Raw genomic sequence first — 14,149 nt, forward strand, 5'->3', positions numbered from 1 at the left:
CATTTGCGAGGTTTCCCCATGTATACCGCCATCGGTTATGCCGCCAAGTCGGCTACCACTCCCCTCGCCCCCATGTCGTTCGAACGCCGCAGCCCGCGCGCCGATGACGTGGCCATCGAAATCATGTACTGCGGCGTGTGCCACTCCGACATTCACCAGGCGCGCAACGAGTGGGGCATCGCTGTATACCCGCTGATGCCCGGCCACGAAATTGTCGGCAAAGTCACCGCCGTCGGCGCCAACGTCACCGCGCACAAAATCGGCGACCTGGTCGGCGTAGGCTGCATGGTTGACTCGTGCCGCACGTGCGACGCCTGCCACGCGGACCTTGAGCAATATTGCCTCGAAGGCCCGACCATGACCTATGCCACCCCGGACCGTGTGGATGGCAGCAACACCATGGGCGGTTACTCCGACAGCATCGTGGTCAGCGAACACTTCGTGGTGAAGATCCCGGCCAAGCTCGACCTGGCCAGCGCTGCGCCGATCCTGTGCGCGGGCATCACCACTTACTCGCCGCTCAAGCACTACGGCGTAAAGCCTGGCGACAAGGTCGGCATCCTCGGCATGGGCGGCCTGGGCCACATGGGCATCAAGTTCGCCAAGGCCATGGGCGCTGAAGTCACGCTGTTCACCCGCTCCGCGAGCAAGGCTGAAGAAGGCATGCGCCAGGGCGCCGATCACGTGATCGTGTCGACCAACGCCGAACAAATGCAAAACGCCGCCGGGTATTTCGACTTCCTGCTGGACACCATTCCGGTGCAGCACGACCTGAACCCCTACCTCGACGTGCTGCGCTTTGACGGCGTGCATATTCTGGTCGGCCTGATCGAGCCGGTAGACCCGCCGGTCAACGCTGCCAAGCTGGTATTGGGCCGCAAGGTGTTGGCAGGTTCCCTGATCGGTGGCATTGCCGAAACCCAGGAAGTCCTGGATTTCTGCGCCGAGCACGGCATCACCTGCGACATCGAAATGCTCGACATCCGCGAGATCAACGAGGCTTACACGCGCATGATCGCTGGCGATGTGAAGTACCGCTTTGTCATCGACATGGCGACCTTGAAGGCCTGATCAGGCCTTCGCGCCCAACTCCGCCGACAGCCGAGCTGCGACCTGTTTGATCACGGGGATCAGCTCGGCCATTTTGCTCAGCGGCATGTAGGGCACGGTACTGGCGATGCTGATGCCGGCGACGATTCGCCGGCTGGCATCGCGCACCGGTGCCGCCACACAACGGATCGACGGTTCGTTGTCTTCCAGATCGAACGCATACCCGCCCTCTGCGTATTCGCGCATGCGCTGCTCGAACTGCGCCCACGATTGCTCCGGGTGCTGCGGCCACTGCAGGCTTTTTCCGCCCGCTGGCAGGCTGACGTCGTACAGCCGCTGCCACTCCTCGACCGAATCATCCAACAGCAACGCCTTGCCGATGCCGGTACGCGCCAGCGGCATGCGATGGCCAACCCGCGAACGCATTTCCGGGCCATTACGGCCGGGATTTTTGTGCAGGTAGAGCACGTCGTCGTATTCGCGAATCGCCAAGTGGATGGTGTCGCCGGTCAGCGCCGACAGCTCATCCAGATACGGTATGGCCAAGGTCACCAGCGGCAACTCATCGCGCGCCTGAAACCCCAGCTCGATCAGCTTCGGCCCGAGCAGGTAACCGACTTGCGGCACTACGCGCAAATAACGCTCATCCACCAGGCAACTGGCCAGGCGGTGGGTGGTGCTGCGGGTGGTGCCGATGCGCCGGGCAATCTCTTTCAGATCGCGCGCACCCGCCGCCACCGCTTGCACCACGCCCAGGCCACGCAGCAGGGTTTGGGTGCCGGTGGGCGCGGCGTCTTTGACGGGGGTGTGGGCGTTTTCCTGCATATCGAGCCTATTGGGAAGTACGAAAACGGCGCCATTATGGCAAATACCGAACCTCAATACAGCGCAGATCCTAATGTGCGAGGGGGCTTGCTCCCGATGGCGGTCTATCAAAGACAAACGTGCAAACTGACACACCGCTATCGGGAGCAAGCCCCCTCCCACAAGGTACTGTGATGTCCTTTTTAGCGCTGCTTCATGCGGTCGATGATCACCGCCAGCAACAGGATCGAACCGCGGATCACGTACTGGTAAAAGGTGTCGATATTCTTCAGGTTCATCGCGTTCTCGATGATCGCCAGAATCAGCACCCCGGCGATCACATGGCGGATCATGCCGATGCCGCCGCTCAGCGACACCCCGCCGAGCACGCAAGCCGAGATCACCGTCAGTTCAAAGCCCTGGCCGATCATCGGCTGGCCCGAGGTCATGCGCGAGGCGAGAATCACCCCGGCCAAGGCACCGATCAAACCGTGCACGGCAAAGATGATGATCTTGGTGCGGTCGACATTCACCCCGGCGAGCAACGCCGCTTCCTGGTTACCGCCGATGGCCATGGTGTTGCGCCCGTAGGTGGTGTAGTTGAGCAGCCAGCCGAAGAACATGAAGCACAGCACGGTGATGATAATCGGCACCGGCACGCCCAACAGTTGGCCGTTGCCGAACACGAAGAACCGCTCGTCCATCACGCCAACGGCTTTGCCGTTGGAGAAGATGTAGGCCAGGCCGCGTACGATCTGCATGGTCGCCAAGGTCGCGATCAACGCATTAATGCGCAGCTTGGCGATCACGATGCCATTAATCAGCCCCACCACCAGGCCCATGGCCAACGCCGCCGAGACGCCGAGCACCACGCTGTCGGTGTCGCGAATCACAATGCCCGCCACTACGCCGGAGCAGGCAATGACCGAGCCCACCGACAAGTCGAAGTGCCCCGACGCCAGGCAAAACAACATGGTGCAGGCGGCGATGCCCACCGTTGAAATGGCCAGGCCAAGGCCGCGCATATTCAGCGGTGAGAGGAAGTTGTCGATAAACACTGCGCTGAGCACGAAGATGCCCAACGCGGCGAGCAACATCACCCAATCATCAAGAAACTTGCGCTGGTTAAAACCCGACCAAACGCTTTTTGTAGTTTTTATTTGCGACATCATTCACCTCGAATTCTTCAAGCCCGCGTACGCGGAAGTGCCAATTGCAATAGCCGTGCTTCGTCCGCCTGATCGCGGTTCAACTCGCCGGTCAGGGCGCCTTCACTCATCACCAGAATGCGGTCGGAGATGCCCATCACTTCCATCAAGTCGCTGGACACCACGATCACCGCAATGCCGCTGGCCGCCAGGTTATGAATGATTTGGTAGATCTCCGACTTGGCGCCGATGTCGATGCCGCGCGTGGGTTCGTCCAACAGCAGCACTTTCATCGGCATCGACAACCAGCGGCCGAGAATGGCCTTTTGCTGGTTGCCGCCCGACAGGTACATGATTTTTTGTTGCGCGTTCGGCGTTTTGACTTTCATCGCCTGAATTTGCTGGTCGGCGTTGCGCTTCTCCCAGCCATCCCGCAACAGCCAGCCAAACGCGGAATGGCTACCACGTGCACTGATATTGATGTTCTCGGCGACGCTGGCCAGCGGAATAATCCCCTCTTTTTTGCGGTCTTCGGGGCAGAGCAGCACGCCGGCCGCAATCGCATCGCGCGGTGAGCGCAGTTGCAGTGGCTGGCCACAGAGTTGCAACTGCCCGGCGCTCGCGCGCTGCAACCCGCTGAGCAAACGAAACAGCTCGGTACGCCCTGCTCCGACCAAGCCGAACAGGCCCAGAATCTCGCCTTTGTGCACCTGAAAACTCACCGGCTCGCGCAAGCCTGGGCCGAGCAAACCCTCAACCTTTAACCCAACCTCGCCGCGCTCGCGCGGGCGGTAATCGTAGATGTCCTGAATGTCGCGGCCGACCATGCAGGTCACCAACTGGTCATGCGTCAGCGTGCTCATGTCGTCAAACGTGCGCACGTAGCGCCCGTCCTTGAACACCGTGACGGCATTGCAGATGCGGAACACTTCTTCCATGCGGTGCGACACGTAAAGCACCACTTTGCCTTCGTCGCGCAGGCGCGTGATGATCGCCATCAAGCGATCAATTTCGCGTGCGGACAAGCTGCTGGTGGGTTCATCAAAGGCAATCACATGCGCGCCACGCGACAGCGCCTTGGCGATTTCCACCAGTTGGCGTTGGCCGAGTGACAAGCGGCCAAGCTTCTCTTCAGGGTCGATTTCATCGGCCAGGCCCTTGAGGCAGGCCAGCGCCTGCTGGCGCAGCAAACCCCGGTTGACCACGCCGAAGCGCGACGGCAAATGCCCGAGAAACAGGTTCTCGGCCACGGTCATTTCCGGCACCAGGTGCAATTCCTGATGGATCACCGCGACGCCGCTGGCGATGCTGTCGGCGGCGCATTTGAAGGCCATGGTGTGCTCGCCGATTTGCACTGTGCCGCTGCTCGGAATGTAGGCGCCGCCAAGAATTTTCAGCAAGGTCGACTTGCCCGCGCCGTTCTCGCCCATCAGCGCATGCACTTCGTGCGGCCGCGCTTCAAAGCTGATCTGCGCGAGGGCTTTAACCCCGGGGAATTCTTTGCCGATGGCGTTGAAACGCAGGGCCGCGCCGGTCATTTCCACAGACCAATTTTGCTCAACTCTTGCTTGAAGTTGGTGCGGGTGATCAGGGTCACGTTATCCAGCGCGGTGAACTTGGCGGGCTCGACGCCCTTGGTCACCCACTCGAACATCGCGGTGGCGGTTTTGTAGCCCGACGCGTCAGGGCTCAAGAGCATCGAGCCGTAGAAGCCGGTGTCGGATTTCTTCAGTTCCTCAATCGCATCGGTGCCGTTGATACCGACGCCGATCACGTTGGCCGCCTTGAAACCTGCGCTTTCGGTGGCGCGCACGCCGCCGAGTACGGCGCTGTCGTTCATGCCGCCGATAATCAGGTTTTTCGCGCCACTCGGCAGTTTCACCAGCGCCGAGTTGGTGGCGTCCATGCTGCCCGGCACGTCGAGAGTTTTCTGCGCGCTGAACAGGATGTGGTCAGCCGGCAAGCCTGCGGCCTTGAGACCTTCTACCGAACCGTCGGTGCGCTTTTTGCCGGTTTCCAGCTCGTCAAACGTGTTGATGACGGCGTAGGTGTCCTTCCAGTCCCAGTTGCGATGCTTGGCTTCGGTGGCCATGGCCTCGCCCTGTTTTTGGCCGATCTTGTAGGCGTCCAGGCCGACGTAAGGCACGTCTTCCATGGGCTTGCCCTTGGCGTCGACGAAGCGGTCGTCCACCGCCAGCACTTTCAAACCGTTGAGCTTGGCCTTGGCCATGATCGCAGGCCCGAGCGACACATCCGGCGGGCAAATCACGAAGCCCTTGGCGCCATTCGCGGCGAGGGTATCGATGGCTGAAAGGGTTTTTTCGCCGTCGGGCACGGCGATTTTGATCACGGTGAAGCCCTGGTCCTTGCCGGCCTTTTCGGCGAACGCCCATTCGGTCTGGAACCACGGTTCTTCAGCTTGCTTGACCAGAAAACCGATTTTGACTTCTTCGGCAGATACCAACCCGCTGAACGCCATCGCAAGCGCCAACGCGCCGAGCGTTTTCTTGAACCCGTTTTTTACGAGCATGGGGCACCTCTTGTTGTTTTTAGTCGTGGTACATCACAGAACGCCCGCCATCGATCATCAGGCAGGTCGCGTTGATAAAAGGCGCCTCGTCGGTGGCTAAAAACAACGCCGTCATCGCCACCTCAATCGGCTGGCCGATGCGCTTGGGCGGGTGCAAGTCGAAGGCGCGCTGACGCTCGGCGTGCGGGTCGGCAAAACCGTTCCAGTAATCGACATTCAGCTGGGTTTCGATATAGCCCGGCGCGATGGCATTCACGCGAATGCCCTTGGGCGCGTATTCGATGCCGAGGGCGCGCGTCAGGCCGAGCAGGCCATGTTTGGCCACCGGGTACGGGAAGCAACCGGGAATGATGTGGCTGGAATGGGTGGAGGCGATGTTGATGATGTTGCCGATGCCCTGCTCGATCATGTGTGGCAACACACTGCGGCAACCAAACCAGGCGCCGTCGAGGTCGATGGCGAAGCAGCGGCGCCAGTCTTCGTCGGTCATCTGCAACGGGTCGCAGAACACATTGACCCCGGCGCAGTTGACCAGTACGTCCACCCGGCCAAACCGTTCGATGGCCAGGTTAACCAGCGACTGCCATTGCTCTTTGGAGGTGATATCGACCGCTTGCGCGACGATGTCGGCGCCGCGTTCGCGCCAATGCGCGGCGACTTTTTCGACTTTTTCGCCCTGAATATCCGCAATCACCAAGCGCGCCTGCTGGGCCTGGAAGCAGGCGACAATCGCCTCGCCAATGCCTTGGGCAGCGCCGGTGATGATCACTACTTTGTTGTTCAGCCGCGCGCCATAGGTAGGCTCGGGCACCGCGGGTAACGACAACGGTTGGGGCTGCATCGCTTCACCTGTTTTATTTTTGGCAGTGAGTGCTGATGCAGCCGACTATAAACCCAGACCTTAAAATATCTCAATATATAAATTTGCATCCCATATTATGAGAAAAACCTGACGAGAACCCGAACCAAACTGTGGGAGGGGGCTTGCTCCCGGTAGCGGTCGGTCAGCCAAAAATGTACTGACTGACACAGTACTATCGGGAGCAAGCCCCCTCCCACAGTTGATGCTCAACACTTGATCCTGGGTATTTTCAGGCGCGTGGCTTCAGCCTTCGGCGAAGTCGCGTAACGCATTGCCTTCCATGCGGTAGCGCACCCACTCTTCCTGCGGCTGGGCGCCGATGGATTTGTAAAAGGCAATCGCCGGTTCGTTCCAGTCGAGCACGCTCCACTCAAAACGCCCACAGCCGTTGTCGCAGGCGATTTTCGCCAAATGGCGCAGCAACTTCTTGCCCGCCCCGCCGCCGCGCTGCTCGGGGTTGATGTACAGGTCTTCGAGGTACAGGCAGTTGCTGCCCAACCACGTGGAGTAGCTGAAAAAGAACACCGCAAAACCAATCGGCAAGCCGTCCCGCGAGCAGATCAGGCCATGCGCGGTGGCGCCCTCGCTGAACAGGCTGCGCTCAATGTCCACCACACTGGCAATCACTTCATGGCGGGCCTTTTCGTACTCGGCAAGCTCGGTGATAAACGTCAGGATCTGCGCAGCATCGCTGGGCACGGCGGGGCGAATCTCGATGGTCATGGGCGAGCCTTGGGCAAATTCAGAGCGCACATACTAAGGCGGATTCATCACCGATTGCAGTGCAATTTGAGCCTGGCGAGCTGGCTGTGCCCGGTCGCGCAGCACTCGGCACACAAAATCTTACAGGTGCACCAATACCGTTCGTCGACATCAAGGCACCAACCACAAATGGGGGCTGACCAATAAAGGGTAAGGACATTAATCATATGGAGACACCCCAATGAAGCATTCCAAATTTGCTGCCCTGGCCCTCACCGGCCTGCTGTCTGCCGCCTCGCTGAGCGCCTTCGCCGCGACCTCGTCGACCGGCACCACTAACCCTGCCACGTCCGAATCGCAAAAATCGATGGGCACCGGCATGGACACCAATGGCGGCGCGGTGATCGATAACACCAATGGCGCAGACCCGCGCACCCAAGGCCATGACGCTGGTCGTCAAAGCCCGCCAGCAGTGGGCAACGGCAAAATGGGCCCTGCGGTCAACGACCCGAAAGTTAACAAAGGCGATGACTCGAACATCCCTGGCGCGCCTAAACAGCCTGCGCCTTAAGGCATCTACTGCAGCACCAACACCCGATCATTTCCCAGTGAAGAGGTACGCATGAACGTCGATAGAAACCTTGAAAAAGAAGTCCTCACCCGCCTGTTGCACGCCCACCCGCATGGTTTGGGCAAGGAGGTGCTGGACAATTACCGCGGCGAAAAAGAGGTCGCCAGTGTCTTGGCGTTTCTGCAGGACCGCGGGCTTATCAAGGATGGGCATGTGACCACCGATGCTGCCGGTGAATACGCGTTGAACTTGCCGATCAAGCTGACCGCGTCCGGCGTGGACGAGGCGCGTAAGCTGGAAGGCCAAAGTACGCACTGATCCAGCTGCCGATGAAGGCCGAGCAACCTCGGCCTTTCAGGCACTGCAACACCAATGTGGGAGCCCTGCTCCCACATTTTTTTTGTTTATTGAGCGAGTAACGCGTCGACTTCGAGGGTGCCAGGTGAAGTCGCCGGGCCCCATCGCATCACCGCCAACGCTGCCGCCGCATTCGCCCGGCGCGCCGCTTGAGCAGGCTGCAAACCATTCGCCAACCCGGCAACAAAGACCCCGGCGTGCGCATCGCCTGCGCCATTGCTGTCGACCGCATTCACTTCGAACCCCGGCACATGCTCGGCGTTGCCGTGACGGCTCACCCAACAGCCATTCGCCCCATCGCGCACCAACAGCAACGTCTCGGCAGGCAGGTGACGATTGAGCGCGACCAGCGCCTCGGCCAGCGAACTGGCGCCAGTGAACCCAAGTGCTTCCGGCCCGTTGCTGGTCCAAATGTCGATACGCGGCAGCAACGCCAGCATCAGCGCCGAATCCGCCGCCTTGACCATCGGCCCCGGGTCGAACACCACACAGATGTCACGCGGCAGCGCCAGCAACCAATCCAGCAACGCCTGCGCCTTGTTTTCGAGCATCAGGCTGTAGCCGCTGACGTACACGTAGTCGTCCGCGCGCGGCACCACGCGCGCCAAGTCGTCGGCGCTCAAATCGCCTTCCGCGCCGATATGCGAAATAAACGTGCGCTCGGTGCTGGCTTCGGTCAGCGCCACGCACACGCCGGTGTCCTTGCCCTGACTGGCCGCTTGGGCCATCTCAACGCCTTCGGCCTGCATCGCCGCGCGCGCCTGGTCGCCGAAACGCCCTTCGCCATGACGGCCCAGATACACCACGGGCAGGCCGTTGCGCCGTGCGGCGGCCATGACGTTGAAACCGCCGCCCACTTCAAAACTGGCGGATTTGGCGAGTACGTCGCCGCCCGTCGCAGGCAGCGTGTCGAGGGCCATTACCAGGTCGACGATGACTTGGCCGGTGTGCAGTAACCTAGACATCAGGCCGCTCTACCAACGCGGGGCGGCGATCTGCCGCGCCGCCCAATACTGCATAAATACCGCCAGCCACCAGGAAAGTGACAATCCAGCCCAAGCCGTTATGGCCCAGCCAGGAGTCAGCCAACGGCCCGGCGAACCAAATATTTTCAGCGGTGGTGCCGAGCGTGGTGAAGCTGAAACCCAGCACAATCGCCACGGCCCACGCGCCGAACGCACGCCATTCCACGCCGCCGCGATACCAATAGGCGCTGGTTGGGCTGACGTCCAACAGGTCAGTGGGGCTGTAGTAATGACGGTGAATCAGGTCGACCACAAAAATCCCGACCCACGCGGTAATCGGCACCGCCAGCAGCGAGATGAAGGTAATGAATGGGGCGTAGAAACTGTCGGCAATCAGCATGAAGTAAATCGAACCGGCAAAAATCGCCACGATGTCGACGATCACCGCGTGCACGCGTTTGACCTTCAAGCCGAGGGTCAAGGTGGTGAGGCCCGCCGAGTACACCGACAGGTTGTTGGACAGCAGCAACCCGCCAAACGCGGTGATCAGGTACGGCACGGCCATCCACGTCGGCAGCATGTCGCGTATCGCGATAATCGGGTCAGTCGCCGACGCCAGGTCGTTGTTGCCCACCGAGAGCAGGCCGCCGAGGGTGATCAACAGCACCAGCGGAATACCCGCACCGAATGCGGCAGACGCGACCAGGCGCACCGCGGTGACGCTGCGATGTTGATAGCGCGACATGTCGGCACCGGCGTTGGCCCAGCCGATACCGGTGCCGGCCGCCATGGTGCCGACGCCGATAATCATTGCACTCAGGGGTGCCGGGGTGGCGTTGAACACCGCACTCCAGTCGATGGTGGCGCAGAGAAAGCCGCCGACCAGAATGTTCAACGCGCCGAATACGTAAGTCGCCCACTTCTGGATCACCAGCAGCGTGGCATGGCCAAGGCCGGACACCGAGAGGGTCAGCAGCACGAAGATCGCGATGAACAGCAGCGTCAGGATCGGAGCGCTTTTGGCCTCGACCGGCGAGTTGAACAGAATCGAACACAGCGACAGCAACACGAAGGCGGCTGTCGTGGTGTTGACGGTTTCCCAACCCAGGCGCGACATCAGCGACACAATCGTCGGGCCGATGTTGCCACGCACACCGAAAATGGCCCGCGACAAGGTCAGGCTCGGTGCGCGCCCACGACGGCCTGCGATGGAGATGATGCCGACCACCGCAAAAGAGCCGGCAGCGCCGAGGACAGCAACGATGATCGCCTGCCAGATGGCCAGGCCACGAAACGCAACAAGGGTGGCGCCGAGCGGCAAACCGAGAATGCTGATGTTGGCGGCAAACCACACCCAGAACAGTTGCAGCGGATGGCCGTTGCACTCGCCTTCGGGGACCGGCTCGATGCCGCGTGTTTCCAATTGCCCGGCGCTTTGGCCGGAAGACGGGGTACTCATGAAGGGTGCTCCTGGTGCCTGTATTGTTGTGGCTGTGGCAAATTCTTAAGGTGGTGATTGTTCCCACGCTCTGCGTGGGAGCGCTCAGCGACCTGTTTAACGCAATTGGAGCAAACCCTGGACCAGTGGCTGCAAGTCGAGGCGGTTGACGTGCTTGACCTGCTCAACCATCGCCTGCGGCCAGCACTGCATGCCCAAACACGCGCCCAACATAGCGCCGAGGATCGCGGCAATCGTGTCCGTGTCGCCGCCAAGGCTCGCGGCCAGGCACAGGCTTTCGAACGCATTCATCTCGCCGATCGCCACTTGCTGCGCGAGGGCAAACGACACCACCACTGATTCCTGAGACGCGACGGAGGTGCCGATCAACTCGTACAGCAGGTCGGCAAACAGGGCTTTATCGCCGCTGCCGACGCTCAAGGTTCGCGCCCAACTGATGCGGGTCGACATACGCCCGCCCGCCACCCAGTGCCCATGGCTTTCCGCCTGCTGGGCGATCTGCGTGCCGATGTTCAGCGCTTCACCCAGGTCCACGCCGTTGATACCGGCCGAGACCACGGCCGCCACCGCCGCCGCGCTGGAGATGCCCAACGTGGTGTTATGCGTGACCTGGCAAGCCTGGATAACCGCTTGGATAAACTGCGCCGGGTGGCTGACATCAGCGGCGATCCCCACCGGCGTGATGCGCATGGCAGCGCCATTGGTGGTGCCGTAGCGCCCGGATTCTTCCGGGGTGTGGCCGGCGAGGATCATGTCGATCGCGCGTTTGGTCGACGGCCCCAACAAATCCTGTGAGCCTTTGGCACGCATCAGCGCTTCCCACTCGATCAGGCGTTGCGCGAGCACCGTCGGTTCGATCGTGCCCTGACCGTCCACCAGCAATTGGCCGACCAGAATCGCCTGCTCGGTGTCATCGGTGATCGAGCCAGCCGGCATATTCGGTGCAATGGGCTGGTCGGCATCGGCGTCTTCCAACGTGGTGATGGCGCCAAAGCGTGCCCTGACCTGCTCGCGGCTCAAGGACTGGGTGGGCATGCCCAACGCATCACCCAACGCCAAGCCGTAGAAGGCGCCGAGCGCGCGGGTATTCGGGGTCATTTTGAAGCTCCAAACTGTAGGTGCAGGCGAAAGTGCACAGGGTCGAGCAAGCTTTCGACGTACTCCATGAAGCGCTCGCGGCGGTCGTACGTGGTGCGCGAGGCCTTGAGAAACACGGTGCCAGCAGGCCGCCCAAGCAGCTCTGCGTCTTCGGCGCTGAGGGGCTCGGCGCCGATCCATTGGTCACCTTCGGCGCCCACATAGCCGTAGGCCGCCAGGGTGATGGTCAGGGAATTGTCGATCAAGCCGACCCGCGGCAGGCTTTCCAGGTTACCGCCAGCCGGCATCAGCGAGCGTTCCAGCGACACCGCAGTGCCATCGGTGGTACGCCGGCGGCGGTCGAGGGCGATGAATTGGTCGCTGCCCAAGCGGCTGAGCAAGTCTGGGCGGGTCACGGCCTCCAGGCGCAAGATCTCGGTGGTGACCAGCGCGCCAGTGTCGGCCAGCGCCTGAGCCCAACCGCTGTTTTGGTCGAGGACGATGCCGTCAAAGGTGACGATGGAGCCGACGCCGCTCTGCGTGGCGATGTAGTTGCGCCGTTTGAGCTCCGCCAAGGCTTCGCGCAAGGTGCCGCGGCTGACCGCGAATTCTTCGGCCAACTGATGCTCGCCCGGCAGCAGGAAACCGTCGGCCATCACCCCACCTTCAATGCGGCGGATGAGCTCGTCGACGACGCGTTGTTTTTTATCGAATCGAACCTGTCTAATCATGTACAAACTGATAACCGAAAGCGCCCGGTCAGCGCAAGCGAATTATGTCAGAAGCATGAAAAAGCCGGCCTCAGGGCTCCAGGCCAATGCGGAAAAATTCGCCGCCACTCCATACACCCAGCCAGTTCTGACCATTGATCGTGCGGCTGACGGCCAACTCGACCAATTGGTAAAACGCATTACGGTGCACAAGTGCTTCGAGGTTGCTGCGCACCCGCAAGTACGGCGCGGGCTCTTCAGTCACAGGGTCGATCACCACCCGCAACGGATGTTCAAGACCGGCCTCGATCTGCTCATCAACGTTGGTGGTGAAGCGCAATACCTGGCTTTCGCCTTGCCCTTCAACGTCGAGCGTCAGCGCGACAAACGGCGCGTCATCGACGCTGATGCCGACCTTTTCCACCGGGGTAACAAGGAAATATTCATCGCCATCGCGGCGAATGATATTGGAGAACAACTTGACCATCGGCTTACGCCCGATCGGCGTGCCCTGGTAAAACCAGGTGCCGTCGCGGGCAATGCGCATGTCGATGTGGCCGCAAAAATCCGGGTTCCACAAGTGCACCGGCGCCGGCCCCTTGCCTTTGGGCAGTTGGGCCAATAGATCATTGGCCTTGGCGGTATCGGTCATGAGGTGCTCCTGGCTTACTGATCGCTCATGCCCAACAAGCCCCGAGCGTACTGCGCCAAAGGCCGGGCAATCAGATCTTGTGGCGTGTTGTCGTGGAACGTCAGTAAACCGCCACGACTGCGAATACGTGCAGTATCAATCAAATACTGGGTGCTGGTCTCGATCAACATGATCTGGATTACCCCGCTGTCCAGGCCAACACGGTCCAGCGCCTGTTGATCGGTCCACTCATCAGCGTTGCCGATACGGTCATCGGCTGCCGCAAAGCGGCAATACAGCAGGTAATGTGCCCCTGCCCCACGTGCTTCGGACATTGCCTGTTCCAGCCCTTCAGGCTTGCGGGCGCGGCGTACCATCGGGAAATACTCGACGAAGCCGTTGAAGGCCTCTTCGGCCACCACGTTAGGCCGCGGGTAGGCGCTGCCCGGCGGCACAAACGCGCCTTGGGCGATAAACACAAAGGAATCCGGCTGTATGCGAACAGAGGCGGTGCGGCGCGTATCACTGTGGTCCAGCAAGCCTGCGTCACTCATCTGATAGCGAGTGCCTTCGGCCATATCGCTGACGGTCATGCAACCACTCAGCGTCAATGACGCCAGCAACAAAACCAGACTACGCATCCTAATCCTCCAGAAGCCGGTGACGGAAATCCGGCGAATGGGCACGAGATGCAGAATCCGCGCCATCCAAAGGTGCGCATCGTAAATGTGGGAGCGGGCTCGCTCGCGATTGCAGTGTGTCAGATAAATATTTTTCAACTGACACACCGCTATCGGGAGCAAGCCCCCTCCCACAAAAAGCAGAAAAAGCAGAACAAGCAGAACAAGCAGAACAAGCAAAAAAAGCAGACCTACCGCGTATGCAAAACCCGCCCTTGATCTGCTTCAACCACTCAGGTCGGCTTTCAGGCCGCCGTGCTCTTGCTTTTGATCTTACCGCGTATGCAAAACCCGCCCTTGATCTGCTTCAACCACTCAGGTCGGCTTTCAGGCCGCCGTGCTCTTGCTTTTGATCTTGATCTGAGAAGCGCCCCGTTAAACCACGATGGCCGCACGCAGGCTTGAATCCGTNCGCAGGCTTGAATCCGTGGGTAACCCGGCAGGACGCCGGGTTAGCCGCGCTGGGCCAAGGATGGCCCATCGCGGCGGCCCACGGATTCAAGCCTGTGTGCGGGTATGCCGAGCCTAAGCGAGGCACCGAGTGGTGGGGCAAGAGCGTTTTGGTTACTTTTGCGCTGTTCAAAAGTGACTCGCTGTAAGAGC

General features: G+C 60.7%; 16 protein-coding genes. 4 read left to right on the forward strand and 12 right to left on the reverse strand.

Going from position 1 to position 14,149, the window contains the following annotated elements; translation table 11 throughout:
- The first annotated feature begins 18 nt into the window (after positions 1-18).
- Positions 19-1,071, forward strand: a complete 1,053-nt coding sequence (locus AO240_RS27145) for an NAD(P)-dependent alcohol dehydrogenase (RefSeq protein WP_099240779.1) — start codon at positions 19-21, stop codon at positions 1,069-1,071.
- Here the strand turns inward: AO240_RS27145 and AO240_RS27150 are convergent, their stop codons facing one another.
- The 6 genes from AO240_RS27150 to AO240_RS27175 all read right to left on the reverse strand — a co-directional run bounded on the left by AO240_RS27150 (position 1,072) and on the right by AO240_RS27175 (position 7,117).
- Positions 1,072-1,875 carry an IclR family transcriptional regulator gene (locus AO240_RS27150; protein WP_058412328.1) on the reverse strand — a complete coding sequence of 268 codons (804 nt, stop codon included), beginning with the start codon at positions 1,873-1,875 and terminating at the stop codon, positions 1,072-1,074.
- A gap of 182 nt (positions 1,876-2,057) precedes the next feature.
- Positions 2,058-3,023 carry an L-arabinose ABC transporter permease AraH gene (gene araH / locus AO240_RS27155; RefSeq protein WP_058412362.1) on the reverse strand — a complete coding sequence of 322 codons (966 nt, stop codon included), beginning with the start codon at positions 3,021-3,023 and terminating at the stop codon, positions 2,058-2,060.
- Positions 3,024-3,040: 17 nt separating this feature from the next.
- Positions 3,041-4,540 (reverse strand): L-arabinose ABC transporter ATP-binding protein AraG, encoded by a 1,500-nt coding sequence (gene araG, locus AO240_RS27160; protein ID WP_099240780.1) that lies wholly within the window; start codon positions 4,538-4,540, stop codon positions 3,041-3,043.
- Positions 4,537-5,532, reverse strand: a complete 996-nt coding sequence (locus tag AO240_RS27165) for a substrate-binding domain-containing protein (protein ID WP_099240782.1) — start codon at positions 5,530-5,532, stop codon at positions 4,537-4,539. The genes araG and AO240_RS27165 overlap by 4 nt, the downstream gene beginning before the upstream one ends.
- Before the next feature lie 19 nt (positions 5,533-5,551).
- Positions 5,552-6,373, reverse strand: coding sequence for an SDR family oxidoreductase (locus AO240_RS27170; RefSeq protein ID WP_099240784.1), 822 nt, complete (start codon positions 6,371-6,373; stop codon positions 5,552-5,554).
- Between the two features lie 264 nt (positions 6,374-6,637).
- A complete protein-coding gene (locus tag AO240_RS27175; RefSeq protein WP_058412332.1) occupies positions 6,638-7,117 on the reverse strand; it encodes a GNAT family N-acetyltransferase in 480 nt (159 codons plus the stop codon).
- Between the two features lie 220 nt (positions 7,118-7,337).
- Between AO240_RS27175 and AO240_RS27180 the strand changes: the two genes are divergently transcribed.
- Together AO240_RS27180 and AO240_RS27185 are read left to right on the forward strand one after the other, a co-directional pair.
- Positions 7,338-7,667 carry a hypothetical protein gene (locus tag AO240_RS27180; RefSeq protein ID WP_099240786.1) on the forward strand — a complete coding sequence of 110 codons (330 nt, stop codon included), beginning with the start codon at positions 7,338-7,340 and terminating at the stop codon, positions 7,665-7,667.
- Positions 7,668-7,718: 51 nt separating this feature from the next.
- Positions 7,719-7,985 (forward strand): hypothetical protein, encoded by a 267-nt coding sequence (locus tag AO240_RS27185; protein WP_058412334.1) that lies wholly within the window; start codon positions 7,719-7,721, stop codon positions 7,983-7,985.
- An 86-nt stretch (positions 7,986-8,071) separates the two neighbouring features.
- Here the strand turns inward: AO240_RS27185 and AO240_RS27190 are convergent, their stop codons facing one another.
- The 6 genes from AO240_RS27190 to AO240_RS27215 form a co-directional block, all read right to left on the reverse strand.
- Positions 8,072-8,989 (reverse strand): PfkB family carbohydrate kinase, encoded by a 918-nt coding sequence (locus AO240_RS27190; protein WP_099240788.1) that lies wholly within the window; start codon positions 8,987-8,989, stop codon positions 8,072-8,074.
- Positions 8,982-10,448: a cytosine permease gene (locus AO240_RS27195; RefSeq protein ID WP_099240790.1), complete on the reverse strand. Its 1,467-nt coding sequence runs from the start codon at positions 10,446-10,448 to the stop codon at positions 8,982-8,984. Before AO240_RS27195 ends, AO240_RS27190 begins: the two co-directional genes overlap by 8 nt.
- 96 nt (positions 10,449-10,544) lie before the next feature.
- Positions 10,545-11,546, reverse strand: a complete 1,002-nt coding sequence (locus AO240_RS27200; protein WP_099240792.1) for an ADP-ribosylglycohydrolase family protein — start codon at positions 11,544-11,546, stop codon at positions 10,545-10,547.
- Positions 11,543-12,256 (reverse strand): GntR family transcriptional regulator, encoded by a 714-nt coding sequence (locus tag AO240_RS27205; protein ID WP_099240794.1) that lies wholly within the window; start codon positions 12,254-12,256, stop codon positions 11,543-11,545. The genes AO240_RS27200 and AO240_RS27205 overlap by 4 nt, the downstream gene beginning before the upstream one ends.
- A gap of 70 nt (positions 12,257-12,326) precedes the next feature.
- The gene (locus tag AO240_RS27210) at positions 12,327-12,887 is read right to left on the reverse strand and encodes a DUF1285 domain-containing protein (protein ID WP_099240796.1); all 561 of its coding nucleotides are present in this window, start codon (positions 12,885-12,887) and stop codon (positions 12,327-12,329) included.
- Between the two features lie 14 nt (positions 12,888-12,901).
- Positions 12,902-13,507, reverse strand: a complete 606-nt coding sequence (locus AO240_RS27215; RefSeq protein ID WP_099240798.1) for a DUF4823 domain-containing protein — start codon at positions 13,505-13,507, stop codon at positions 12,902-12,904.
- A 48-nt stretch (positions 13,508-13,555) separates the two neighbouring features.
- On the opposite strand from AO240_RS27215, the gene AO240_RS27220 reads away from it, so the two are divergent.
- Complete coding sequence (locus AO240_RS27220) at positions 13,556-13,765, forward strand: hypothetical protein (protein WP_099240800.1); 210 nt, start codon at positions 13,556-13,558, stop codon at positions 13,763-13,765.
- Positions 13,766-14,149 lie beyond the last annotated feature (384 nt).

The organism is Pseudomonas sp. ICMP 460, assembly GCF_002723595.1.
Lineage (GTDB): Bacteria > Pseudomonadota > Gammaproteobacteria > Pseudomonadales > Pseudomonadaceae > Aquipseudomonas > Aquipseudomonas kitaguniensis.

Coding starts and splice junctions, on each gene's coding strand:
- AO240_RS27150 (WP_058412328.1), bottom strand. CDS start 1,875: ATGCAGGAAAACGCCCACACCCCCGTCAAAGACGCCGCGCCCACCGGC.
- araG (WP_099240780.1), bottom strand. CDS start 4,540: ATGACCGGCGCGGCCCTGCGTTTCAACGCCATCGGCAAAGAATTCCCC.
- AO240_RS27200 (WP_099240792.1), bottom strand. CDS start 11,546: ATGACCCCGAATACCCGCGCGCTCGGCGCCTTCTACGGCTTGGCGTTG.
- AO240_RS27210 (WP_099240796.1), bottom strand. CDS start 12,887: ATGACCGATACCGCCAAGGCCAATGATCTATTGGCCCAACTGCCCAAA.
- AO240_RS27165 (WP_099240782.1), bottom strand. CDS start 5,532: ATGCTCGTAAAAAACGGGTTCAAGAAAACGCTCGGCGCGTTGGCGCTT.
- AO240_RS27145 (WP_099240779.1), top strand. CDS start 19: ATGTATACCGCCATCGGTTATGCCGCCAAGTCGGCTACCACTCCCCTC.
- AO240_RS27185 (WP_058412334.1), top strand. CDS start 7,719: ATGAACGTCGATAGAAACCTTGAAAAAGAAGTCCTCACCCGCCTGTTG.
- araH (WP_058412362.1), bottom strand. CDS start 3,023: ATGTCGCAAATAAAAACTACAAAAAGCGTTTGGTCGGGTTTTAACCAG.
- AO240_RS27190 (WP_099240788.1), bottom strand. CDS start 8,989: ATGTCTAGGTTACTGCACACCGGCCAAGTCATCGTCGACCTGGTAATG.
- AO240_RS27205 (WP_099240794.1), bottom strand. CDS start 12,256: ATGATTAGACAGGTTCGATTCGATAAAAAACAACGCGTCGTCGACGAG.
- AO240_RS27180 (WP_099240786.1), top strand. CDS start 7,338: ATGAAGCATTCCAAATTTGCTGCCCTGGCCCTCACCGGCCTGCTGTCT.
- AO240_RS27220 (WP_099240800.1), top strand. CDS start 13,556: ATGCAGAATCCGCGCCATCCAAAGGTGCGCATCGTAAATGTGGGAGCG.
- AO240_RS27195 (WP_099240790.1), bottom strand. CDS start 10,448: ATGAGTACCCCGTCTTCCGGCCAAAGCGCCGGGCAATTGGAAACACGC.
- AO240_RS27215 (WP_099240798.1), bottom strand. CDS start 13,507: ATGCGTAGTCTGGTTTTGTTGCTGGCGTCATTGACGCTGAGTGGTTGC.
- AO240_RS27170 (WP_099240784.1), bottom strand. CDS start 6,373: ATGCAGCCCCAACCGTTGTCGTTACCCGCGGTGCCCGAGCCTACCTAT.
- AO240_RS27175 (WP_058412332.1), bottom strand. CDS start 7,117: ATGACCATCGAGATTCGCCCCGCCGTGCCCAGCGATGCTGCGCAGATC.